Raw genomic sequence first — 23,120 nt, 5'->3', positions numbered from 1 at the left:
CACGGACGCCTCCGCCGTCACAAGACCGCAGGTAGCCAGCGAACGTCCACGTGATACAGAGTTCCTCTACATCCCTCATCATCCGCAGGAGCCCACATGGTCCTACCCCCCGGCACGGGTGCGCCACCACCGGACGACCCCACTTTGACGTTCCAGCGCGTCCAGCCGCGCTGGCCCCTGCCGCCCCCGCCCGCGAACCAGTTCCCGCCCCCGCAGGTCCAGCCCCGCAGCGACGCCGCCCGCGCCGTCGGCGGCTTCGCCCTCCTGGCCGTGCCCGTCGTCGCCCTCGTCCTCGCCTACGTCCTGCCCACCGTCAGGACCGTCGAGTTCAGCCGCCTTCAGGGCTTCCTCTCCGGCGACCTCGCGGACGCCGGCGGCGCCAACTACGACCGCGTCCTCGCCGAAGGCGAGCTCTGGGACGGCGTCCTCCGGCTGATCGGCCCCACCGGCCTCCTCGTCCTCGGCGGCGCCGTCATCGCGCCGTTCCTGGCGCTCCTGGTCCACCAGGCCGGACCGGCCGTGCGCGCCGTCTCCCGCGTCGCCTGGGTCCTCGCCGCGATCACCTTCACGCCCGCGGCCCTCACCGTCGCCTGGCTGGTCGAGCGCGTCGTCTCCGAACGCGAGTCCGAAGCGAGCCTGTACGACTGGCCGCTCCTCATCTCCGGCGTCGTGATCGGCACCGGCTTCCTCGTCTCGCTCGCGGCCCTGCGCGGCGGCGACGGGAAGCGCGCCGGGACGCTCGCCACGACCGCGTCCCTGACGGCGATCGCGCTGGCGGCCGCCGGGCTCCAGACCTTCGCGTACGGCCTCATCAGCGGCCTCCCCGAGGACGCCCGCCTGCCGGTGCACCAGATCTACGACGGCGTGCGCGCGGGCATGGACGTCGGGTACGCCGGCGCGGTGTCGGTGCTGCTCCTGGGCGTGCTCGCGGTCCTCGGGCTCGGCGCCGCCGTGCTCTTCGCCGCCGCCCGCCTCCGCATCGACGTCGACCCCGCGCCCGCCGAGCCGTCGAAGACCCGCGCGGGCGCGGCCGTCCTCGCGTTCGCCGTGCTGGTCCTGGCCCTCGCCGCGGTCGGGTACTTCCTGCTGCCGTGGATCACCCGCGCCGGCGAGGTGTCCGAACCGGCGCAGGACCTGTGGTTCACGATCCGCCGCACCTGGGGGCCGCCGCTCGTCACCACGGGCGTCGCCCTCACCGCCGCGGCGGCGGGCGGGTTCGCGATCGGGGCGCTGCGGCCCCTCGGCGACCGCTCCCGCTGGCTCCTGCTCCTGTTCGCGCCCTGGCTGTTCACGGGCACCGGGCCGCTCGCGGCCGCGCACCTCGAAGCGGTCGCGGGGGAGGGGGAGTGGGTCGTCATCGGCTCGTTCCCGCCGCGCGCGTGGATCGCGGTCCCGCTGCTGTTCCTGTTCACGGCCCTGTGCTGGGGCCTGGAGGACCGCCGCCGCGCGCTCGTCGCCGAGGGCGCGGCGCGAGGGGCGGCGAACGGCCGGTTCCTCGCGGCCGCGCTGCCGTTCGCGCTCCTCGCCGCGCTGGCGCTGCTCCTGGTCCACGTGCAGGACCTGGTGTGGAACCAGCTGACCTATCAGGACATGTTCAGCGCGGGCGTCATGGTGTACGCGCTGGAGAACCTCGACTTCGAGCACACGGGGCTCACGTACGGCTTCCCGCTGCCGATCCTGATCCCGTACGCGCTGACCGCCGTCGCCCTCGCGATCTGGTACCTGCCGCGGCTCGCCGTGCGCACCGGCAGGGACTGAAAGACGCGGAACGGGGGCCGGCTTGCCTCGGCCCCCGCTCTGCTCCCGTCCGGGTTCAGTTCCGGACGAACTCGATGTCGTGGAAGCGGCCCGCCGCCGTGTCGTAGTGGAGCCGCGCGCCTTCCATGTACCCGAACAGCGGCCCCCAGTCGTCGTGCTCGGCCTCGGGGAAGAGCGCCACGAGACCGCACTCGATGTGGCCGCCGTGCCCGATGACCAGGGCCGCGTCCCCGGGACCGAGGGGGGCGAGCAGTTCGGACCACTGGCGGGCGAGCGCGTGCGAGTAGTCGCTGACGGCGCTGCCGCGGCGGCCGACGAGGCGGGCCAGCCGGGTGAAGGGGGCACCGACGTCGTGGGTCGCCGCCTGCGACTCCTGGAGGAACGCGTTCACATTGTGGAGGGTCGGGAGCTCCGCGGTGACCGCGAAGCCCATCGCGATCGCCGTCTCGCGCGCCCGCGGGGCGACGCTCGTCGCGACCGTCTCGAAGGGGCCCATGAGGGTGCCCGACCAGCGGGCGAGTTCGACCCCCTCCTGGGAGAGGTGGACGGCCTCGTCGCCGTTGCGCTTGCTGTGCCGTCGGATCTCGAGCATGGGCATTGGCGGTCTCTTCTCTTCTCGAACACGCTGCACAGCGGGTGGAGCGTGTGGTGCGCCGGCGGTCCGCATCGAGCCTACTGGGCTCCGGCGATGCGGGCCGAAGGTGGCTGCGTGACCTAGATCAAGAGTCGGTTCGGCTTGCGGCCCAGGTGCTCAGGGCTTGACGGCGATCGCCGCCATCTGGGTCCGCTCGTACGGCTCCAGGTCGGCGGCGTCGGGGACGGCGCGCCCGGGGTCCTCCGGGTACCACCGCGGGACGTACTCCAGGCCGGGCGCGACCAGGGGCATCCCGAGGAAGTGCCGCTCCAGGCGCTCCACGGGGCGGCACCAGCCGTTCCCGAGCGACTCCAGGCACGCGCGCGACAGGGCGTGCTGGGCCGGGTCGCCGGTGTCGGGCCAGGAGGTGATGAACAGGTGCGAGCCGGAGGCCAGGGGCTCCATGAGCGCGGCGATGATGTCGTCGGGGTGCTCGTCCTCGGCGATCTGCATGATCATGCCGATGAGCATGAGCCCGACGGGGCGGTCGAAGTCGAGGGCGGCGCGCACCTCGGGATTGGCGAGGATGCCCGCGGGGTCGCGCAGGTCGGCGGTGACCACGGTGGTGGTGCGGTCGTCGGCGAGGAGCGCGCGGCCGTGGGAGAGGACCATCGGGTCGTTGTCGACGTAGACGACGCGCGCCTCCGGGTCGATCTCCTGCGCGGCCTCGTGCGTGTTCTGCTTCGTGGGCAGGCCGCAGCCGATGTCGAGGATCTGGTCGATCCCGGCGCTGCGGACCATGTACTGGACGCCGCGCACGAGGGCGGCCCGGTTGAGGAGCGCGCACTCGCGGGCCTGGGGGATGTGGCGCAGGAAGAGGTCGGCGGCCTCGCGGTCGGCCTTGAAGTTGTCCCTGCCGCCGAGGATGGCGTCGTAGACCCGAGCGGTCGAGGGCACGTCGGGGTCGATCCCCGGCGGAGGCCATTCGGGGGCTGCTTCGTTCACGGCAATCCAATCGGCGCTGAATGGGCAGTTCACTGGGGGATCAGGCGCGCGTCGCGGCGGGCGGGCGCGGCGCAGCCGTGGAGGTCGGGCGACGGTCGACCTCGGACGGTCCCGCCGCCGGTGCGGGACGTGGCTAAAGCGTACGCCATCACACCCGGAAAAACGAAGCACGCTCCCCAAGGGGAGGTGCCGGAACGGACCGGGAGTGCGATGTCGTCCAAGAGAGGTGGCCGACGACACCGGCACCGCCTCTGGCCTCGCAGTATGCTGAAGGGATGGAGGACCACGCGGCGGCGTCGATGGGCATGGGCACCGCGCTGGTGCGCACCTCGTTCCTCATCGACGCCGTCTACGCCGCCGCCGGCCGCGACTTCGACCTCACCATCCCCCAGGCCCAGGTGCTGTGCGTCCTCATCCCCCGCCCGTACGGGATGTTCGAGCTCGCCAAGACCCTCGGGCTCGCCAAGTCGAGCATCACCGGGCTTGTCGACCGCTGCGAGAAGCGCGACCTGGTGCGCCGCGAGTCCGACCCGTCCGACGGCCGCGCCTCCCGGGTCGCGCTGACCGCCAAGGGCAAGCAGCTCGCCGAGGAGTTCCACGACACGACCACGCGCCGCGTCGCCGAGCTGACCCTCGGCCTCACCGGCCCCGAGCGCGACACCCTCGCGGCCCTCCTCACCCGGGTCGTGGTCGACAACCGGGTCCCGGCGGTCTTCACCGACGGCGACTGCCCGTCCGATCCTGACGCCTGACGCGGCGAAGCCCCGCCGACGGACGTCGACGGGGCCCCGGCCGCGCGCCGGCCCGATGACGATCGGACGGGCCGGGCGGCCGAGTCTCAGGCGGTCCCGAACATCGCGGCGAACCGGCCGTGCATGAGGTCGCGGCCCTTCCACTCCGCGACCGTCTCGGTCGGCATGATCCCGGGCCCGTCCTCGCCGGGGATCTGCCCGACGCCGTACACCGGCCCGAGCGGCAGCAGCATCACGCGGGCCGGGGACGGGTGGTACTCCTGCACCGGCGCCTCGCCGTTCAGCTGCGCGATGATGTTGTCCGCCACCACGGCCGCGTGCCGCGAGGCCGCCCCGGCCCGCTTCTCCTCGGGGACGCCGGTCAGGTCGCCCACCGCGTACACGCGCTCGTGCCCCTCCACATTGAGCTTCGGGCCGACCGGGAGCTGGCCGCGCCCGTTCAGCGGCGCGAGGGCGTCGCCGAGGAACCCGGAGTTGGTGGTCGCGCCGTACGCGCGGAACCAGATGTCCGCCTCGATCACCTCGCCGCCGACGCTCGCCCGCACCTCGCCGGCCCGGCCGGGCTCCACGTCCGGCTCCGCGTCGAGGCCCGCGCCCAGGCGCACCTCGATGCCGAGTGCCGCGAGCTGGCGCTCGAGCTCCGCGCGCAGCGCCGGCTCGTACCCGGGGACGAGCTCGGCGGAGGGGGCGACGACGGTGATCCGCTTGTCGGCCCACACGTCGCGGATCTCCCCGGCCAGCTCCAGGCCCACCGGCCCGGCCCCGGCGATGAGCACCCGCTCGGCCCCGGCCAGCTCGGCGTGCGTCTCCTTGAAGTGCGCCAGCGCCTCCGCCGTGGAGTCGGTGCGGGTCTTGGCCGGGTACGGGTAGCCCGAGCCGGTCGCCAGCACGATGTAGTCGGCCTCGACGCGCTCGCCGGAGGCGAGGGTGACCCCCTGCGGGTCGACGCCCGCGGCGTACTCGCGGCGGTGGACGCCGCGCTTGAGGATGCCGTCGTAGGGGAAGAAGACGCGCTCGGCCCACTCCTCGGGGCGGGTGAGCGCGCGGAGGGCGCCCGCGGCGTTGACGAACGCGTCCTTGGGTTCGATGAGCACCACGTCGGCGTGCTCGTCGAGGGCCTTCGCGACGGCGGCGCCGCCGTACCCGCCGCCGACGACCGCCACGGTCCGGCCTTGCTGCGTCATGGTCTGCCTCTTCCGATGAAGTAGTTCGTACTACGAACCATAATAGTTCGCATCACGAACTACAAGGCTCGGCCGCGGCCGATCGAGTGACCCCGCCCACGGCCTGAGATCCCTGCCCGCACAAGGTGACACGACGGCAGAACTCCGATACCTTCTGTGCATGAGCGCCACCACCCATGCCTCGAACGAGCTGCCCGACAACCCGCTCCGGCAGCTCACCCTCGACCAGCTCCGCCAGCGCACCAGCGAGAAGTGGCGCCGGTACGACCCCGACGTGCTGCCCCTGTGGGTCGCCGAGATGGACGTCCTCCTGGCCGAGCCGATCGCCAAGGCCGTCACCGACGCGATCGCGGCGGGCGACACCGGCTACCCCTCCGGAACCGGGTACGCCGACGCCGTCGCGGCCTTCGCCGCCGAGCGCTGGCACTGGGCCGACCTCGACCGCGACCGCATCCGCACGGTCCCCGACATCATGCTCGGCGTGGTCGAGATGTTCAAGACCGTCACCGGGCCCGGTGACGCGATCGTCGTCAACAGCCCCGTGTACCCGCCGTTCCACCTCTTCCCGGTCTTCAACGACCGCACGGTGGTCGAGGCCCCGCTCGGCGCCGACCAGCGGATCGACTTCGCCGCCCTCGCCGCGGCCTTCGAGCTCGCGCTCGGGCGCGGCGGGCGCGCCGCGTACCTGCTGTGCCACCCGCACAACCCGACCGGGACCGTCCACACCAGATCCGAGCTGGAGCGGGTGGCGCGCCTCGCCGCCGACTACGGCGTGCGGGTCGTGGCCGACGAGGCCCACGCGCCGCTCGTCGCCCCGGGCACCCGCTTCGTCCCGTACCTGACGGTGGCGGGCGGCGAGCGGGGCCTCGCGCTGACCTCGGCGGCCAAGGCGTGGAACCTCCCCGGGCTCCGCGGCGCCGTCGCGATCGCCGGGACCGAGGCCGTCGCCGACCTGGCGCGCATGCCCGAGAAGATGTCCATCAGCATCAGCCACCTGGGCTCGATCGCGCACGCCGCGGCGTTCCGCGAGGGCGGGCCGTGGCTCGACGCGCTCCTGGCCGGGCTCGACGCCAACCGCCGGTTCCTCGCCGAGCTGCTCGCCGAGCGCCTCCCCGAGGTGCGCTACCGGCCCGAACCGGGCACCTACCTGGCCTGGCTCGACTGCCGCGGCCTCGGTCTCGGCGACGACCCGGCGGCGGCCTTCCTCGAGCGCGGCCGCGTCGCGCTCAACTCCGGGCTCCCCTTCGGGACCGGGGGCGCGGGCCATGTGCGGCTCAACTACGCGACCTCGCCGGAGATCCTGACCGAGGCCGTCGACCGCATGGCGGCGTCGCTCTGACGGCCGCCCAAAACTGACAACGCAGACAAGCTTCACATTACTGTTCGGTAACGGTAGTCTCCTGACTACGGGCCATCGACGGCCATCCATGTTTCCGAACAGGAGACTGCCATGTCCACTCCCCGGAGACGATGGGCCGCAGTGGTGCTCACTGCGGCTCTCACCACCCTCACCCTGACCACGGCGCTCCCGGCCCAGGCCCAGCAGCGCCCCGGCATCGTCCCGCTCCCCGCCCACCTCGAGGAGATCCGCGCCGCCGAGGCCGAGGCGCTGTACGGCGACCCTGCCGTGCGCCCGCTCGAGGAGCGGCAGACCTCCCTGGTCGCCATGGGCGACAGCGAGATCTCCGGCGAAGGCGTCGGCAACTACGACCCGGACACGCACCGCGACGGCAACTGGTGCGACCGCTCGTACGACCAGGCGCTCTTCCGCGCCGGCATCGAGAGCGACGTCCAGTACAACGTCTCGTGCTCCGGCGGGGCCTCGCCGCACCTGGTCGAAGGTTCCGGCGCTTCCCAGTGGGACGAGCTCAACCAGGGCGACAACCTCGCGATCAAGGCCCGCAACACCCACGTCAAGCTGGTGTGGATCGTGGTCGGCGCCAACGACGAGGGCGGCATCCAGTTCGGGCCCACCGCGACCGAGTGCGTCACCGCCCGCATCCTCTTCCTCGGCCCCTGCTGGGACGAGCACACCGAGGACTGGGAGGCCCGCGTCGAGGTCACCGAGGACGGCGTGGAGACCGCGATCGACGCGGTGCGCCAGACCATGACCGACGCCGGGTACCTCGCCGCCGACTACGAGATGGTCGTCATGTCCTATCCCAGCCCCGGCGGGCCCGACGTCGAGGACAACCCGGACTTCCCCGGCTGGTACTCGGGCGGGTGCCTGCTCTACCTCGCCGACGCGGCCTTCGCGCGCAACAAGGCCGTGCCGCTGTTCGAGGACGGCGTCCGCGACGCCGCGCTCGGCAAGGGCGTGCGGTACCTCAACGCGCAGCGCCTGTTCGACGGGCACGGCGTCTGCGAGGCCCAGCCGTGGGCCCGCGGCGTCTACGTCGAGGTCGGCGTGCTCCCCTCCGAGCACGCGTTCCGGCAGTCCCTGCACCCCAACTACCTCGGGCACGGCGCCTTCGCCGAGTGCATCACCGACTTCTACGACCACCCCGACTGGGAGACCGCGACCTGCGTCGACCCGGCCAGCACCAACGGCGCCGTCCTCTACGAGGGGCTGTTCGAGTTTCAGGACCTGAAGCACACCGGCACCGGCCTGTGCGTCGACGCCGAGGGCTACGACTCGCGCAACGGCACCGACCTGGTGTCCTGGGGCTGCCACGGCGGCCGCAACCAGGGCTTCTGGTACGACGCCCAGCAGCGCTCCCTGCACGTGGAGCTCTCGCACGACCGCTGCGTCGACGTCGAGGGCGGCCGCGTCCAGGCCGGCGCGACCCTCGTCCTGTGGGACTGCCACGGCGGCCTCAACCAGGAGTTCACCATGGACGCCAACGGGATCCACCCGGCCGGGCACGCGAACCTGTGCCTCGGCTTCGGCAGCGCCGCGACCGGCTCGTCCCTGGTCCTGACCTCGTGCGGCACGGCCGTGATCAAGCCCGCCGCCCGCAGCTACGCCGACCCGGTCGGCTACGGCTACGACGACTGGATCGGCTCCAGCGTCTACTAGCGACACCGCCCGGGCCGCGGGAGCGGCCCGGGCGGCCTCCAGGCCTCCACGAGGTCCTCCGCGGCGAACACCGCTGACCACGGCCCCTGCTCACTGCGGGTACGCGACCCCGATGAGCGGGGTGTCCTCCGCGACACCGGGACCGCGCGCGGCCGCCGCCGGCCGCGAAATCCCTGCGTGCCGACAGCGCGATCTCATGCCATTCGATCGACCCGAGGTACCCGACGCGTCGCCGGGTGCGGACCGGCCGCCTGCGACCTCCGGGGGAGCCTGATGTCGACCTTCGTCGCAAGCGGAGTTCCCACCTCGGACCGATGCGGCGCCCGCGCGGTCGTGCGAATGTGGACGCATGACCGCGACGACACCCCGGACCCCGCTCCCGACCAGGCGCTCACTCGCATGGCGCGCCCTCGCCGCCTGGGCGGCGATGGGCCTCGCGCTCGGCGCCGCCGGGCCCGTGTCGACCGCGCTGGGGGAGCAGTGGGGCCTCGGGCGCACCGGCAGGCAGGCCGTGTCCGCGCTCATCGTCGGCCTCGCCGTCACCGCGTTCATCGTGTGGCTCAACGGCCGCGTCGACCGCCGGCCCCTCGCCGCCCTCGGTCTCGGCCCCGCCGGGGACGCCGCCCGCGGCTTCGTCCTGGGCACGGTCGTCACCGGCGGCGCGGCCGCCCTCGTGATCGCGCCCGCGGCGCTGGCCAGCTGGATCGAGTTCGGCCCCGTCGACTGGGGAGCCCTGGGCACCTTCCTGATCCTGAACGCGCTCATCGCCTTCGGCCTCGAAGCCCTCCCCGAGGAACTCGCGTTCCGCGGCTACGTCTTCACCACGCTGCGGCGCCGCGGCCGCACAGCCGCCGCGTTCCTCGGCACCACGGCCCTGTTCTGCCTCATCATGCCCCCGACCTCGCTCGCCGCCTCGGCGACGGCACTCCTGCTCGGCCAAGAACCCGACGGGCTCCTCCTCGCCCCCGCAGGGACCGACCCCGTGACCTACGTGATCCTGCTGGCCTGCTTCGGAACCGCGCTCCTCGCCGCCCGCATCGCCACCGGATCACTGTGGACCAGCATCGCGATGCACCTGACGTTCCTCACCGTCAACCGCCTCGTCTTCGCCAACGCCGACCGCGACACCGGCTGGCAGGTCGAGGCCGTCCCCGACGCCGCCGTCCTCGTCCTCGCGTACCTGCTCCTCACCGCGGCCGTGTTCGGCCTCCTCGCCCGAGTGCGACGCCGCCCATGACCGGCCCCCACGCGAAAGCCCCGGCCGCGGAGCCGGAACGGCGGCTCCGCGGCCGGGGCGGGCGCTCCCCAGCGCGTCTTTCGGTGAGCGGGCTAGTCGGCGATGTCGCCGTAGATCAGGCCGCGGCCGTTCGTGGCGATGTAGACGCGGCCGTACACGTCGGGGTCGCCGGTGATCGCCTTCCCGGTCCAGCCCCACTGGTGGGCGTCGTCGTTCACGCGGACCCAGTTGCGGCCCTCGTCCGTGGAGCGCCAGATGCCGCGCACGCCGCCGGCCTTCGCCGAGGCGAACAGCGTCGGGTAGCCGTGCCGGTTCCGGGCCCGCCCGAAGCCGACCGCGTCGGCCTCCTGGAAGTCCCGCACCCGCCGCCAGGTCCGCCCGCCGTCGGTGCTGCGCCACATCCCGTAGACGCCGTCGGCCTCGCCGCCGGCCAGCCACAGGTGCCCGCGCTTGCCCGGCACGGCCCGGAAGTCCACGGACCCCGCGGCGGGCAGCCCGGAGGCGCCCGTCGCGGTGAACGCGAGACCGCCGTTGGCACTGGCGTAGAACGCCCCGGCCGCGAAGGCGTAGCAGCGGTTCGCGTTCGCGCGGTCGGCCCGCACGAGCGCACCCGCGGGGAGCCCCTCCACCGGCGTCCACGTCTGACCGAGGTCGGTGCTGAACACCGGTGCGGTCGTGCCGTTCCCGGGGGACCACACGATCACCGCGCCGTCGGCGCTCACCGCCACGGAGCCTGCGTTGCCGCCGCCCGCGACCCCTTCCAGCCGGGCCGTCGTCAGCCAGGTCGCGCCGCCGTCGGTCGAGACGCCCACGTGCCCGTCGGCGTCCCCTTCCACGTCACCGGTCCCCACCACTACCTCCGGGTTCAGCCCGGCGAAGTCCACGCCGCGGCCCGAGGTCCAGTTCGGACGCCGGATCTGCGCGCCCGCGCTGCCGAGGTCGGTCTGCACGAACCCGCCGAGGTCGCCCATCGCCGAGACCACGGTCCCGCCGAGCGCCGCGATGTCCTGCACCGCGGTCTCCTCCAGGCCCTCGACGCGCACCGCCACCGTGAACGGGTCCACCGGGAGCGCGATCTGGCGCCCCGCCTCGGAGTCCCACCCGACGAGCGCGCCCTGCGCGTCCCACTGCGTCAGCGCCTCGGTGCCCCAGATCGTGGCGCCGGTGCCCCACATGATCCGGTCCGAGTCGTGGGGGTCGATCGCGAGCGCGTCGATCATCCAGCCGTGCTTGACCGCGTACGCCGGGCCGTCGTCCGCGTTGCCGAACGACAGCCACGCGCTGCCGCCGCTGTCCATGTCGAACCGGTCGGTCCGCGCCGGGGGCCACGACCAGTTCGCGTCCCACACGTAGTCCCAACTGGTCTCCCAGGTCGCGCCCGAGTCCGTGGAGCGGTACAGGATCTCGTCGGGCCACCAGTTGTTCTGCGTCGCCACCATGAGCGTGCCCGGGCGCCGCCGGTCCACGGTGAGCCCGCCGAAACCGGGGATCGTGCCGATCGGGTTGTACGAGGGCGTCACGTCGGTCCACTCGCCCGTGGCCAGCGTGAGCCGCTGCACCGAGCCGCCGCGGCCCGAGGCGGGCGCGCCGTTGTACGGGCCCGGGTCCCAGCCGGTCACCACGAACAGGTGCCCGTGCTCGTGGTCGAACGCCGCCTGCTTCGGGATGGTCCGGTTCCCGTCCGCGCGGCCCAGCGCCGCGGCCGCGCCCGGCACGGGCTGCCAGGTCGCGCCCTGGTCCGCCGAGACGTACAGGGGGTCGTCGGGGTCGGCGACGCCGACGAAGATCCGGCCGCCGGCCAGGTCGAAGTCGGTCCAGATCACGCCCTGGTTGTCGTCGGAGTAGTCGCTCGACGGGTCCTGGACGAAGTTCCCCGCATTGGGGAACGCCTCGACCTCCGCCCACGTGCGGCCGTGGTCGACCGACCGCCACAGGCCGTTCCCGTTCGGCGTCCCGAGGTACAGCACCGCGTTGTCGAAGGGGCTCACGGCGAGGCGCTCGCCCATGCCGCGGCCGGGCATGTTCCCGCCCTGCTTGAACGGCAGCTCGGCGACGCCCCAGGTGTCGCCGTAGTCGTCGGAGTAGAGGACCGCGCCGCTGCCGGGGTCCCAGTCGTTGGTGTAGGTCCCGACCGCCGCGTAGGTGCGGCGCGGCTCGACCGGGTCGGTCGCCACCGACACGACGCCGGTGTGGCCCCAGTCGTCCCAGCCGACCCAGTCGAGCAGGGGCTTCCAGGTCTGCGTGCCCTCGCGCCAGCGGTACAGGCCGCCGATGTCGGTGCGGGCGTAGATGAGATCGGCCTCGGTCTCGTTGAAGACGATGCCGGGGACGTAGCCGCCGCCGTTGACCACGGCGTTGCGCCAGGTGTAGGCGTCCTCGCAGCGGCCGCCGGCCTTGGCCGCGGCGGTGCCGGGAACTGCCGCGGCCGCCATCGCGGCGGCGCCGAGCGAAGCGGCGAATGTGCGTCGTCGCACGTGTGCTCCTAGGGGTCTCCGGGACGCCGGGCCCGTCCGCGGGACCGGGCCCCGAGGGGTTAGTTGGGAGCCCCAACATAACAGTCGCGGTCCACCGCGGCAACACTCCGCGACCCGGCCGGCGATCCCGCCCGTAGACGTGGGAGCGCTCTTCCACTACTGTGGGACCCGGTTGGGACCTGTCCACCCGCTCACCCCTCAAGGAGCCGACCCATGGGCGCGAGCCTGCCCGCACTCCTCCGCCGTCCCGCGATCCTCTGGTCCGCGCTGGCCGCGGCGGTCGCGGCCGCCGTCGTCACCGTCCTCCTCGTCGTGCCCGGCGCCGACGACGGACCCGCCGACGGCGACGGCGACTACCTCGACGCGAGCCTCCCCGTCGACGAGCGCGTCGACGACCTTCTGGGCCGCATGACGATCGAGGAGAAGATCGGCCAGATGACGCAGGCGACCGTCGGCGCGGTCGAGGCCGCGCCGTCCGATGTGGGCGAATACGGCATCGGGTCGCTCCTCAACGGCGGCTCCGAGGCGCTCTTCGACACGCCCGAGGAATGGGCCGCGATGATCGACGGCTACCAGGACGAGGCCCTGAAGTCCCGCCTGGGCATCCCGCTCATGTACGGCATCGACGCCGTCCACGGCAACACCGCGATCCCCGGCGCCGTCGTGTTCCCGCACAACATCGGCCTCGGCGCCGCGCACGACCCCGACCTGGCCGGCCGCGCCGCCGCGGTCACCGCCGCCGAGACCCGCGCCGCCGGGATCCACTGGACCTTCGCGCCCTGCGTCTGCGTCGCGCGCGACAGCCGCTGGGGCCGCACCTACGAGTCCTACGGCGAGGACCCCGGCCTCGCGTTCGAGTACGCCGGGCCCGTCGTGCACGGCTACCAGGGCGAGGACCTCGCCGCGAACACGAGCGTGCTCGCCACCGCCAAGCACTACGTCGGCGACGGCGGCACCGACTACGGCTCCTCGACCACCGGCGACTACCTCCTCGACCAGGGCGTCGTCACCCTCACCGAGGAGGAGCTCCGCTCGATCCACCTGGCGCCCTTCCAGGCCGCCGTCGACGCCGGAGTCGGCTCCGTCATGGCCTCGTTCTCCTCCACCGACCTCGGCGAGGGCCCCCTGAAGACCCACGCCGACGAGTACCTCATCACCGACGTCCTCAAGGGCGAGCTCGGCTTCGACGGCATCGTCGTCTCCGACTGGCAGGCCGTTGACCAGGTCAGCACCGACTACGCCGAGGCCGTGCGCGCCTCCGTCAACGCCGGGATCGACATGGTCATGGTCCCGTTCGAGTACGAGCGCTTCATCTCCACACTGTTGTCCGAAGTAGAGTCCGGTGGGGTGGCGGAGGACCGGATCGACGACGCCGTCGCCCGCATCCTCACCCAGAAGTTCGCCCTGGGCCTCTTCGAGCAGCCCTTCGCCGACACCGCGCACGCCGCCGAGGTCGGCTCCGACGAGCACCGCGACGTCGCCCGCGAGGCCGCCGCCGCCTCGCAGACCCTGCTGCGCAACGACGGCGACCTCCTCCCGCTCACCGGGCAGGAGTCGATCTACGTCGCCGGCTCCGGCGCCGACTCGATCGGCCGCCAGTCCGGCGGCTGGACCGCCTCCTGGCAGGGCTCCACCGTCACCCCGACCCAGGGGACCACGATCCTCGCCGGCATCCAGGAGGTCGCCTCCGACGCCGCGGTCACCTTCAGCGAGGACGCGTCCGAGCCCGTCGAAGCCGCCGACGTCGGCATCGTCGTGGTCGCCGAGGACCCCTACGCCGAAGGCGTCGGCGACGCCGGGGCCGGCGAGCACGACCTGGCCCTCTCCGAGGACGACGCGGCCGCCGTCGAGACCGTCTGCGCCGCAGTCGACTGCATCGTCATCGTCGTCTCCGGCCGGCCCGTCGAGATCGCCCCCCACCTCGGCGAACCCGGCACCCCTCGCAGCGTCGACTCCCTGGTCGCCGCCTGGCTCCCCGGCAGCGAGGGCGCCGGCGTCGCCGACCCCCTCTTCGGCGCCGCCCCCTACAACGGCCGCCTCCCCGTCAGCTGGCCCCGCCAGACCGACGACGAGCCCCTGAACGTCGGCGACGCCGAGTACGACCCGCTCTTCGCCTTCGGCTTCGGCCTCGTCACCCCTTAGCGCCCGCCCCAGACGGGGCACGGTGACGCGCGACGGGATCAGCGGGCAGTGCCCGCCGGTCCCGTCGCGCACCCTTCGATCGCGGCCGCCGCACGGGACAGGCGCTCGTCAGCGCCCCGCCACCGCCTCGTCCAGCAGGTCCTGGAGTCGCGACAGGTCCGGCGTCGAGTCCGCCTCCAGCTCCCCGTGCACGACCTCCTGGAATACCCGCGAGAACCGCGTGTACCGCTCGACCGCCGGACGCGTGCCCGGCTCCGGACCCGGGTCGAGCCGATCCTCCGGATCGCGGCCGGTCAGCGCCCGGAAGAGCTGCGCCGCTTCGACACGCGGGCTGCCGCCGTCATCGCACGGCGCTTCCACGGCCGGATCCAGCAGATGCGTCTGCGCGATCGCGTCGTAGTACGGCTCCTCCCGGGTCGACGCGAACCCGCCCGGCTCGAACAGCCGCTGCTGCGCCATCGGCCCCGTCAGGAACTCGATGAGCCGCACCGCCGCGTCGGGCCGCTCCGAGGCGGCGCTCACCGCGAGGCTCTGCCCACCCAGGACCCGGCCGGGCATCGGCACCACGCCGACGTCGAACTCCCGGTCGCACGACCGCAGGTCCTGGAACGCGCGCGGCCAGTGCCGCAGGAACGCCGTGCGCCCCGTGCGGAAGGCCTCCAGCGACGCGTCCTCGGCGAACCGCAGCGACTCCTGGAGGATCATCGTGCCCTCGCCCACCGGCTCGTGCAGCTCGCGCGACAGCCACTCCAACTGCGCGACAGCGGGCGACGGATCGCCGAAATCGATCGAGCCGTCACTCTTCGCCTCGACCCGGTTGGCCAGCAGGTACTCCCAGACGCTCACGGTGAACCCTTCGTAGGCGTCGAGCTGCATCGCGATGCCGCCCTCGAAGCCGCCGGCGACCACCATCCCCTCCGCGACCCTCCGCAGGTCCTCCCAGTCGGCGATCCGGGCGGCGTCCTCGGCGCTCAGCGTCCCGGTGGCGTAGTCCGTCGCCGCGCCGAGCCGGTAGTACAGCATCCCCACGTCGGTGTTGAACGGCAGCGCCCGCAGCTTCCCGTCGACCTCGCCCGCCGACAGGGGCCGGCCCAGATAGCCGCCCTCGGTCGGCCGCTCCAGTTCGAGCAGGCGCCCGGCCTTCGCGAAGTCCGCGATCCACGGCAGGTCCAGGTTCACCACGTCGACGGCCGGGTCCCCGGCCTGGAGCGCCGCGTGGATCGCGCCGTACTGGAGGTCGGCGACGCCCGGCAGCTCCACCATCTCGGCTGGGTGGTCGGGGAAGCGGAGGTTCCACTGGTCCACGAGGAGGCCGCGCTGGCCGTTCGCGGTGTCGTCGCGGCCGCTGAGAATCCGCAGCGGCCGCCCGTCGAGGTCCTCCATGCTGCGGTCGGAGCGGCGGTTGCCCAGCAGGTAGCCGCCGCCGACGGCGACCGCGCCGCCGAGGAACCAGCCGGCGGCCGCGCCGGTCTTGAGCACGGTCCGCCGCGACGGCCTCCATCGGCGGCCCCCGGGGGACGGCTGGGTCGGGTCAGGCATCGCCGCTCCACAAGGCGTCGAACAGGCCGTCGAAGGTCGCGGTGATGTCGTCCTCCCGGGCTTCGAGGCAGGTGACGCGCGGGCCGTCGAGGCCGTCGAACGGCGCCGAGCGGCAGGAGGCGTCGCCGACCGCGATGAGGTACACGTTGACCTCCGCGTCGTCGAGCCGCTCCAGGACCTGGTCCGCGGTCGTGGGGGAGGTGTCGAGATCGGCGCCGTCGGTGAGCACGACCATGGCGCTGAACCCCTGCTCGGTGCGGGCCGCCTCCAGCTCGGCGGCCCCGTCGACGAGGACCTGGTGCAGGTCGACCCCGTGGCTCGCCTCAGTGTCCGCGAGGAGCGCTCCCGCGCCGCTCGCGTCCTGGCCGATGCCGAGCACCTGGTAGTGGGACTCGACTCCCTCCATGGGGAAGGTCCACAGGCCCGCGCGGTCCTGCTCGCCGAGGTATCGCAGCGCCGCCTCCACACCCGCGGTCGCGAGCTCGAACCGGCTCGCGCCGCCGTCCCGCCCGCTCATCGTGCCCGAGCGGTCGATGGCGAGCAGCACGTCGGTCGGCGGGCGATTCCGGCTGTACGCCACCCTGAGGCTCTCGTAGGCCTCGGCGCCGAGGGGCTCCGCCTCGACGGCGAAGGCCTCGTCGAAGGCCACGTCCCCGAAAAGCTGGCCGCCGCGGAAGTCGTTGTCGCGCACACCGATCGACGACAGATTCCAGTCCTCGGCGTCAGCGAGCCACCGCTGGAGCGCCGCGGCCGCCTCGCCGCGCTCGCCGCTCCACGGGTCGTCGGCCCACTCGAACCGCGCCGCCTGGTAGTCGAGTCCGCCGAAGTCCTCCCCGTACACCGGGACGAGGTCGGTGTGCCGGTCGCCTCGCAGCGCGCAGTCCGCACCGAGCGGCCCGCCCTCGTTGTACCGGGCCAGCGACGCCTCGGTGACGAGCGCCGCGAACTCCTCGTCCTGTTCGGACAGCTGGCACAGCAGGGCGGTGTCGTTGACGGGGAGCGGGTTCCCGGCCGCGGCCGTCCACTCGACGAGCTGGTTCTCCAACCGCGCCCCGACCCCGCCGTGAACGGCGTCCTCGCCGTACAGGTTCCGCAGGAACAGGACGCCCGCGTGCGTCGCCATCGGATCGGGGCGGAGCACCGGCGTGCCGTACTCCGCGCCGAGCGCGTCGATCAGGTCCGGCAGCGGGGCCTCCGCCCGCTGGGAGCCGCCGTTGAACCCGTCTTCGAGGTCCTCGGCGGGAACGGCCACGACCAGCGGCGTGGTTCCCACCCGCACCGAGTCGTCCAGGTCCAGCGCCCCCGGCTCCCCGGCGCCGCCGAGCATCGCCGCGGCCGCCTCGACCTGGGTCCTGGACTCGGCGATCCACAGGTCCGGCCGCGGCCCCACGTCGCGGAGCGGCTGCAGCGCGGCGTCCTCGGAGGGCACCGCGGCCCACCCCGCCGCCAGCGCCTTCTCCACGGCCGGCCACGGGGCGTCGTAGGCGGTGACCTCCGCACGGCGGCAGCCGTCCTCGGTGTACCAGGCGTTGAACTCGGTCAGCGCCACCTCGAACCCGATCGCGCCGTCCTCGGGCAGCAGCACGGTGAGCGACACCGGGTCCGCGCAGTCGCGGTTCCACGGCAGCACCAGGCGCGGCGGGTCGATCGTCACGACGAGCGCGGCGCAGACGGCGGCCATCGCGCCGAGGTACGCCCACCGCTTGCGCCGCCCCCTGGTCCAGCTCCACCGCGTCAGCGCCGCGATCGCGATCGCCATGCCGCCCAGAGCGAGCAGCGGCCGCCATCGCGGCTCGACCACCCAGTCGGAGAACTGGAGGAGCGCGAGGACGAACCCGGCCCCGCAGGCGAGGGACTCGATGGGGTGCAGGCCGGCCCGGTCCTTGGCGGCCTTGTCGTCCACGGCCTGCTCGTGGGCCGGTTCCGGTCGAGAGGGCTCGGACACCGAAGCCTCCGTCGGCGTGTCGCACGAAGGCGCGCTTCGTGAATCGATTGAAAGGGGTGAATGGACAGTATGCCGCATCCGCGCACGTCGAGGGGTGCTCAGTGTGCTGCGCGGGCGCAGGCGTCCACGACCGCTCGGCCGAGCGGAGGCCGGCGAACCACGGCGCGGTCAGGAACGGGAAGGGCTCCCCGAGGACGGCGGCGCCGGATCGCGGACGGACTCCGCGGGCAGCGGGCCCACGGTCACGCGTTCTGCGTCGTCTCGGCGGTGATCCACTCCAGGTAGGCCGGGTTCCCGGCGGTGATCGGGAGCATGACGACCTCGGGGACCTCGTACCCGTGGCCGTCCTTGATGTGGGCCTCGAGCTCGGGGTAGGCGGCGGCGGTCGTCTTCAGGACGACCCGCCACTCCTGCGCGGTGTCGACCCGGCCCTCCCACCGGTAGACGCTGCACAGCGGCCCGAAGACCTGCGCGCATGCGGCCAGCCGGCCCTCGACGGCGCTGCGCGCCAACGAAGTCGCCGACTCGGCCGAATCGGTGGTGGTGACCACCTGGACGTGCTCGAACTCGGTCATGACCGCCTCCAAACCGCTTTGAGCGAGCCTATCGCCCATTCGGCCCCGGGAGGGAGGTTTATTCGGCCGCGACGCAGGTGACGGACGAGGGCAGGTCGAAGTCGTTCTCGACCTCGGCCTGGAAGCCGGTGACCGCGTCCTCGCCGGGGTCGAGCCGGCCGTTCCAGTTCTCGGACCCGAACCAGTCGTGGCCGAGGGCCTCCATGTTCCAGTGGTGGTAGACGTCGGCGTCGTCCAGGTCCAGGTCGATCTCCCAGGACCCGAGCCGCTCGCCGCCGGTGTTGACCACCTCGACCTCGACGCTCACCGAGTCCTCCCACTCCTCGTCCAGGTAGAGGTAGGCGGCGCAGGCGAGCCCTTCGGCGGGCTCCTCCTCCGCCTCCTCCTCGGTGGGCTCCTCGGCGTCCGACGGGGGAGCGCTGGTCGCGGCCCCGCCCGACGGGGTCGGGGAGGCGTCGGCCGAGGCGGACTCGGACGGGGACTCCAGCGCGGAACTCGACGCGTCCGCCGCCGCGGCCGCGCTCGAACTCTCGCCGGCCGTCGACGGCCACTCGGTCGTGGCCCCGTCGACCGCGCTCACCGGCTCCCGGTCGCCGCCGCCGCCGAACACCCCGAGCTGCCACATGGCGACGAGCGCGACCACCCCCGAGACCGCCCCGAGGATCTGGAGCAGCCGGCCGTGCAGGCGCCCGCTGGGCGCCGCCTCCGGTTCCGACCTGTGCATCCGAATTCCTTCCATTGGGGACGCTCCCGCGGGTCCGCAATAGAGGACGCGCGCCGATCCGCACGGCTCAGCCTACCTGGACACCAGCCCCCGAACAGTCCGCGCTGATTCGCCCCGATACCCGCTGAACTGGGATTTCATCCGCTCTCGCCCCGATTCGTCACCCCCTTGGAGGACCCTGGGGGCGACGGAGCCTCGCCGCCGCCAGCACGCACCGTCCGCACGGTATGGCTGTGCCGACCGCGCGCCCCCGGCGGTTCCATCTGGTGCTGCTTGATCACGTCTCGGCCTACACTGGCCCGATGAGCAAGGCACCCGAGACCGACCCCGCCCAGGACGCCCCCGCCGTGCACCCGCCGAAGGACCACGCCGTCGGGCTGCCCGCCGTCCTCAACTCGGTCCGCTTCGTCGCCTCCCAGGCCGGAGTCGTCCGCGGCCTCCCGCTCCTGCGCAAGGTCAACCAGACCGACGGCTTCGACTGCCCCGGCTGCGCCTGGCCCGAACCCCTCCACCGGCACCCCGCCGAATTCTGCGAGAACGGCGCGAAAGCCGTCGCCGAAGAAGGCACCCGCCTGCGCGTCGGCCCCGACTTCTTCGCCGCGCACCCCGTCGCCGACCTCGCCGACAAGTCCGGGTACTGGCTCGGCCAGCAGGGCCGCCTCACCGAACCCGTGTACCTCGCCGAAGGCGCCACCCACTACACGCCCGTCACCTGGGACGACGCCTTCGCACTCATCGCCGGCGAACTCAATGCGCTCGACAGCCCCGACGAGGCCGCGTTCTACACCTCCGGCCGCACCGGCAACGAGGCCGCGTTCCTCTACCAGCTTCTCGCCCGCAAGCTCGGCACGAACAACCTCCCGGACTGCTCCAACATGTGCCACGAGTCCTCCGGGTCGGCGCTGGCCGAGACCATCGGGATCGGCAAGGGCAGCGTCCTCCTCGACGACCTGTACCAGGCCGACCTCATCATCGTGGCCGGCCAGAACCCCGGCACCAACCATCCTCGGATGCTCACGGCCCTGGAGAAGGCCAAGCGCGCCGGGGCGAAAATCGCCACGGTCAACCCCCTGCCCGAGGCCGGGCTCCAGCGCTTCAAGAACCCGCAGTCCGCGCGCGGGCTCGCCGGGCGCGGCACCGACCTCACCGACCTGTTCCTCCAGATCAAGGTCGGCGGCGACCTCGCCCTGTTCAGCCTCCTCAACCGCATGCTCCTGCGCGCCGAGGACGAGGCCCCGGGCGTCCTCGACCGCGAGTTCATCGATCGGTACACGCACGGCTTCGACGCCTTCGCCGCCCACCACACCGCAGGCGACGACGAGGCCGTCCTCGCCGAAGCGGTCCGCCGCACCGGCCTGTCGCCCGACGAGATCGAGCGCCTGCTCGCGATGGTCCTGGCCGCGGACAAGATCGTCGTCTGCTGGGCGATGGGCCTGACCCAGCACCAGCACGCGGTCCCCACGATCCGCGAAGTCGTCTCCTTCCTCCTCCTGCGCGGCAACATCGGCCGGCCCGGCGCCGGCGTCTGCCCCGTGCGCGGCCACTCCAACGTGCAGGGCGACCGCACCATGGGCATCTGGGAGCGGATGCCCGACCGCTTTCTCGACGCCCTCGGCGCCGAGTTCGGCTTCGACCCGCCCCGCGACCACGGCCTCGACACGGTCGACACCATCCGCGCCATGCGCGACGGCCGCGTCAAGGTCTTCTTCGCCATGGGCGGCAACTTCGTCGCCGCCACCCCCGACACGAACGCCACCGAGGACGCCATGCGCGGCTGCCGGCTCACCGTGCACGTCTCCACGAAGCTCAACCGCTCGCACGTCGTCACCGGCGCCCGCGCGCTCATCCTCCCGGCCCTCGGCCGCACCGACGTCGACGCGCCCGGCGGCCGCGAGCAGTTCGTGACCGTCGAGGACTCGATGGGCATCGTCCACTCGTCCCACGGCCGCGTCGCCCCGCTCAGCCCGCACATGCGCAGTGAGGTCGCCATCATCACCGGGCTCGCCCGCGCCGTCTTCGGCGACGCCGACCCCACCCCGTGGGAGGACTTCGCCGCCGACTACGACCTGGTGCGCGACCGGATCGAACGGGTCGTGCCCGGCTTCGCCGACTACAACGCCCGCGCCCGCGTCCCCGGCGGGTTCGCCCTCCCGCACGCGCCGCGCGACGAACGCGTCTTCCCCACGGCCACCGGCAAAGCGAACTTCACCGTCAACCCGGTGACCTCACCCGAGGCCGGCCCCGGCCGCCTGCTGCTCCAGACCCTGCGCAGCCACGACCAGTTCAACACCACCGTCTACGGGCTCGACGACCGCTACCGAGGCATCCACGACGGCCGCCGCGTGGTCCTCGTCAACCCCGACGACGCCGCCGAACTCGGCTTGAACGACGGCGACTACTGCGACCTCGTCAGCGAATGGTCGGACGGGGACCGCCGCGCCCCGCACTTCAAGATCGTCCACTACCCGACCGCCCGCGGCTGCGCCGCCGCGTACTACCCCGAGACGAACGTGCTGGTCCCGCTCGACTCGGTCGCCGAGTTCAGCAACACCCCCACTTCGAAATCCATCGTCGTGCGCTTCGAACCCGACAGCGCCCCCTCGAACGCCTCCTCCTCACCGTGACCTTCGACCGCGGCCCTTGCGGCCCCGGCCTCCACCGCGCTATGCAGACAAGAGAACCACCGACCACCTGAAGCAGAGCTGAAACCGCCTGAAGGCGACTTAAGGAACGAGCATGGGCCGCGTCACCGTCCGCAGGAAGACCACCCGCCTCGCCGCCGGCGAGCGCACCGGGCGGATCGACACCCTGGTCGTGGAGGAACCCCTCGAACTGCGCGTCGGCGGCGAATCCCTCCAGGTCACCATGCGCACCCCCGGCGACGACTTCGACCTCGCCGCCGGATTCCTCCTCGCCGAAGGCGTGATCGCCAAGCCCTCCGACATCGTCTCCATGCGCTACTGCGCGGGCGTCGACGCCGACGGCGAGCAGTCCTACAACCTCCTCGACATCGCCCTCGCCCAGGGCGTCGCACCGCCCCCCAAGGCCGCCAAACGCAACTTCACCGTCACCTCCGCCTGCGGCGTCTGCGGCAAGGACAGCCTCGAAGACGTGCGCACCAGAGCGATCTGGAGCCTCGACGACGACGCCACCGTCGTCGACGCCGCCGTCCTCGCCGACCTCCCCGCGCGACTGCGCAAGTCCCAGAAGATCTTCGACAAGACCGGCGGCCTCCACGCCGCCGCTCTCTTCACCGCCGACGGCGAACTCCTCACCGCCAAAGAGGACGTCGGCCGCCACAACGCCGTCGACAAGGTCGTCGGCTGGGCCCTCCAGCAGGACCGCCTCCCTCTGCGCGGCACCGTCCTCGCCGTCTCCGGCCGCGCCTCCTTCGAACTCGTCCAGAAGGCCGTCATGGCCGGCGTCCCCGTCCTCGCGGCGGTCTCCGCCCCGTCCTCCCTCGCCGCCGACCTCGCCGACGAATCCGGCCTCACCCTCGCCGGCTTCGTCCGCGGCGACACCATGAACCTCTACACCCACGACGGCCGCGTCGCCTTACCCGGCGTGTCGCCACCCGGAATTACCGGCCGGTAACTAATCTCTCCCCCAGGGCGACACCCGAACGGGGGACACCATGTGCACACCGCAGCACCGGACCCGAGTGGTACTGGACGAATCCGAGATCCAGCGCCGCATGACCCGCCTCAAGCCGCCCTCCCTCGCCGAACGCTACGCCCAAGCCTCCACATCGGCCGAACGAGACCGCTTCTACGGCAACGAGACCCGTCGCACCGAACTGACACCTGCCCGCCGCACCGGGCGACCGCCCTCGACCGTCTGGGTCACCGTGCCGATCCTCCGCACCCGTGGCTGGACCGACGCCGCCATCCGCGAATTCCTGCCCCGCCCCGAGCGCCACTACTCCAACCCGCACGTCAAGGGCCGCAGCCCGATGCCGATCTGGAACGCCCGCACCGTCGGCCGCATCGAGGCCACCGGCGAATGGCAGCGCTGGCTCGCCCGATCCCTGGCCCGCCGCAACACCACCCTTCGCGACCTAGCGGACTCCATCCGCGAACGCGCCTTCCGACATCGATTCGAAGCCGCCGACAGCGCGATAGCCCATTACCGCGATGCCCAGCACCGATCAGGATAGGCGCTTATCGGCGGTGAATGACGGGGTGCGAGTCGA

The 23,120-nt window shown here is 72.9% G+C and carries 17 protein-coding genes; 9 read left to right on the top strand and 8 right to left on the bottom strand.

What is annotated here, in order from left to right; translation table 11 throughout:
* The first annotated feature begins 96 nt into the window (after positions 1-96).
* A complete protein-coding gene (locus ABD419_RS04490; RefSeq protein ID WP_344482287.1) occupies positions 97-1,758 on the top strand; it encodes a hypothetical protein in 1,662 nt (553 codons plus the stop codon).
* A gap of 55 nt (positions 1,759-1,813) precedes the next feature.
* Here ABD419_RS04490 and ABD419_RS04485 read toward each other — a convergent pair whose 3' ends face one another.
* Positions 1,814-2,356: a histidine phosphatase family protein gene (locus ABD419_RS04485; protein ID WP_344482284.1), complete on the bottom strand. Its 543-nt coding sequence runs from the start codon at positions 2,354-2,356 to the stop codon at positions 1,814-1,816.
* Positions 2,357-2,509: 153 nt separating this feature from the next.
* Positions 2,510-3,337, bottom strand: coding sequence for an SAM-dependent methyltransferase (locus tag ABD419_RS04480; RefSeq protein WP_344482281.1), 828 nt, complete (start codon positions 3,335-3,337; stop codon positions 2,510-2,512).
* A 275-nt stretch (positions 3,338-3,612) separates the two neighbouring features.
* On the opposite strand from ABD419_RS04480, the gene ABD419_RS04475 reads away from it, so the two are divergent.
* Positions 3,613-4,089 (top strand): MarR family winged helix-turn-helix transcriptional regulator, encoded by a 477-nt coding sequence (locus tag ABD419_RS04475; RefSeq protein ID WP_344482278.1) that lies wholly within the window; start codon positions 3,613-3,615, stop codon positions 4,087-4,089.
* Positions 4,090-4,175: 86 nt separating this feature from the next.
* On the opposite strand, the gene ABD419_RS04470 is transcribed toward ABD419_RS04475, so the two are convergent.
* Positions 4,176-5,273, bottom strand: a complete 1,098-nt coding sequence (locus tag ABD419_RS04470; protein WP_344482275.1) for an NAD(P)/FAD-dependent oxidoreductase — start codon at positions 5,271-5,273, stop codon at positions 4,176-4,178.
* Positions 5,274-5,433: 160 nt separating this feature from the next.
* Between ABD419_RS04470 and ABD419_RS04465 the strand changes: the two genes are divergently transcribed.
* The 3 genes from ABD419_RS04465 (at position 5,434) to ABD419_RS04455 (ending at position 9,529) form a co-directional block, all read left to right on the top strand.
* Positions 5,434-6,612, top strand: coding sequence for a MalY/PatB family protein (locus ABD419_RS04465; RefSeq protein ID WP_344482272.1), 1,179 nt, complete (start codon positions 5,434-5,436; stop codon positions 6,610-6,612).
* A 111-nt stretch (positions 6,613-6,723) separates the two neighbouring features.
* Positions 6,724-8,292: a ricin-type beta-trefoil lectin domain protein gene (locus ABD419_RS04460; protein ID WP_344482269.1), complete on the top strand. Its 1,569-nt coding sequence runs from the start codon at positions 6,724-6,726 to the stop codon at positions 8,290-8,292.
* Positions 8,293-8,641: 349 nt separating this feature from the next.
* Positions 8,642-9,529 (top strand): CPBP family intramembrane glutamic endopeptidase, encoded by an 888-nt coding sequence (locus ABD419_RS04455; protein WP_344482266.1) that lies wholly within the window; start codon positions 8,642-8,644, stop codon positions 9,527-9,529.
* 92 nt (positions 9,530-9,621) lie between these two features.
* On the opposite strand, the gene ABD419_RS04450 is transcribed toward ABD419_RS04455, so the two are convergent.
* Entirely contained in the window at positions 9,622-12,003 is a 2,382-nt protein-coding gene (locus ABD419_RS04450; protein ID WP_344482263.1) for a xyloglucanase, read from the bottom strand.
* A gap of 213 nt (positions 12,004-12,216) precedes the next feature.
* On the opposite strand from ABD419_RS04450, the gene ABD419_RS04445 reads away from it, so the two are divergent.
* A complete protein-coding gene (locus tag ABD419_RS04445) occupies positions 12,217-14,145 on the top strand; it encodes a glycoside hydrolase family 3 protein (protein WP_344482260.1) in 1,929 nt (642 codons plus the stop codon).
* A 108-nt stretch (positions 14,146-14,253) separates the two neighbouring features.
* Here ABD419_RS04445 and ABD419_RS04440 read toward each other — a convergent pair whose 3' ends face one another.
* The 4 genes from ABD419_RS04440 to ABD419_RS04425 all read right to left on the bottom strand — a co-directional run bounded on the left by ABD419_RS04440 (position 14,254) and on the right by ABD419_RS04425 (position 18,928).
* Positions 14,254-15,684: an extracellular solute-binding protein gene (locus tag ABD419_RS04440; RefSeq protein WP_344482257.1), complete on the bottom strand. Its 1,431-nt coding sequence runs from the start codon at positions 15,682-15,684 to the stop codon at positions 14,254-14,256.
* Positions 15,677-17,629: a vWA domain-containing protein gene (locus ABD419_RS04435; protein WP_344482254.1), complete on the bottom strand. Its 1,953-nt coding sequence runs from the start codon at positions 17,627-17,629 to the stop codon at positions 15,677-15,679. Before ABD419_RS04435 ends, ABD419_RS04440 begins: the two co-directional genes overlap by 8 nt.
* A 242-nt stretch (positions 17,630-17,871) precedes the next feature.
* Entirely contained in the window at positions 17,872-18,204 is a 333-nt protein-coding gene (cutA, locus tag ABD419_RS04430) for a divalent-cation tolerance protein CutA (RefSeq protein ID WP_344482251.1), read from the bottom strand.
* Positions 18,205-18,262: 58 nt separating this feature from the next.
* Complete coding sequence (locus ABD419_RS04425; protein ID WP_344482248.1) at positions 18,263-18,928, bottom strand: cellulose binding domain-containing protein; 666 nt, start codon at positions 18,926-18,928, stop codon at positions 18,263-18,265.
* 302 nt (positions 18,929-19,230) lie between these two features.
* On the opposite strand from ABD419_RS04425, the gene ABD419_RS04420 reads away from it, so the two are divergent.
* The 3 genes from ABD419_RS04420 to ABD419_RS04410 all read left to right on the top strand — a co-directional run bounded on the left by ABD419_RS04420 (position 19,231) and on the right by ABD419_RS04410 (position 23,084).
* Complete coding sequence (locus ABD419_RS04420; RefSeq protein ID WP_344482245.1) at positions 19,231-21,552, top strand: FdhF/YdeP family oxidoreductase; 2,322 nt, start codon at positions 19,231-19,233, stop codon at positions 21,550-21,552.
* A 112-nt stretch (positions 21,553-21,664) separates the two neighbouring features.
* Positions 21,665-22,522 carry a formate dehydrogenase accessory sulfurtransferase FdhD gene (gene fdhD, locus ABD419_RS04415; RefSeq protein WP_344482242.1) on the top strand — a complete coding sequence of 286 codons (858 nt, stop codon included), beginning with the start codon at positions 21,665-21,667 and terminating at the stop codon, positions 22,520-22,522.
* Positions 22,523-22,622: 100 nt separating this feature from the next.
* The gene (locus ABD419_RS04410) at positions 22,623-23,084 is read left to right on the top strand and encodes a hypothetical protein (RefSeq protein WP_344482239.1); all 462 of its coding nucleotides are present in this window, start codon (positions 22,623-22,625) and stop codon (positions 23,082-23,084) included.
* The last annotated feature ends 36 nt before the right edge of the window (positions 23,085-23,120 follow it).

The sequence above is a fragment of the Glycomyces endophyticus genome (assembly GCF_039531525.1).
In the GTDB taxonomy this organism is placed as follows: Bacteria; Actinomycetota; Actinomycetes; order Mycobacteriales; family Micromonosporaceae; genus Glycomyces; species Glycomyces endophyticus.
This window is presented reverse-complemented; position numbering and strand designations above follow the sequence as displayed.

What these genes read in the sequence shown, in the direction of transcription:
- ABD419_RS04490 (WP_344482287.1), top strand. Translation starts at nt 97, where the DNA reads ATGGTCCTACCCCCCGGCACGGGTGCGCCACCACCGGACGACCCCACT.
- ABD419_RS04485 (WP_344482284.1), bottom strand. Translation starts at nt 2,356, where the DNA reads ATGCCCATGCTCGAGATCCGACGGCACAGCAAGCGCAACGGCGACGAG.
- ABD419_RS04475 (WP_344482278.1), top strand. Translation starts at nt 3,613, where the DNA reads ATGGAGGACCACGCGGCGGCGTCGATGGGCATGGGCACCGCGCTGGTG.
- ABD419_RS04470 (WP_344482275.1), bottom strand. Translation starts at nt 5,273, where the DNA reads ATGACGCAGCAAGGCCGGACCGTGGCGGTCGTCGGCGGCGGGTACGGC.
- ABD419_RS04465 (WP_344482272.1), top strand. Translation starts at nt 5,434, where the DNA reads ATGAGCGCCACCACCCATGCCTCGAACGAGCTGCCCGACAACCCGCTC.
- ABD419_RS04460 (WP_344482269.1), top strand. Translation starts at nt 6,724, where the DNA reads ATGTCCACTCCCCGGAGACGATGGGCCGCAGTGGTGCTCACTGCGGCT.
- ABD419_RS04455 (WP_344482266.1), top strand. Translation starts at nt 8,642, where the DNA reads ATGACCGCGACGACACCCCGGACCCCGCTCCCGACCAGGCGCTCACTC.
- ABD419_RS04445 (WP_344482260.1), top strand. Translation starts at nt 12,217, where the DNA reads ATGGGCGCGAGCCTGCCCGCACTCCTCCGCCGTCCCGCGATCCTCTGG.
- ABD419_RS04440 (WP_344482257.1), bottom strand. Translation starts at nt 15,684, where the DNA reads ATGCCTGACCCGACCCAGCCGTCCCCCGGGGGCCGCCGATGGAGGCCG.
- cutA (WP_344482251.1), bottom strand. Translation starts at nt 18,204, where the DNA reads ATGACCGAGTTCGAGCACGTCCAGGTGGTCACCACCACCGATTCGGCC.
- ABD419_RS04425 (WP_344482248.1), bottom strand. Translation starts at nt 18,928, where the DNA reads ATGCACAGGTCGGAACCGGAGGCGGCGCCCAGCGGGCGCCTGCACGGC.
- ABD419_RS04420 (WP_344482245.1), top strand. Translation starts at nt 19,231, where the DNA reads ATGAGCAAGGCACCCGAGACCGACCCCGCCCAGGACGCCCCCGCCGTG.
- fdhD (WP_344482242.1), top strand. Translation starts at nt 21,665, where the DNA reads ATGGGCCGCGTCACCGTCCGCAGGAAGACCACCCGCCTCGCCGCCGGC.
- ABD419_RS04410 (WP_344482239.1), top strand. Translation starts at nt 22,623, where the DNA reads ATGACCCGCCTCAAGCCGCCCTCCCTCGCCGAACGCTACGCCCAAGCC.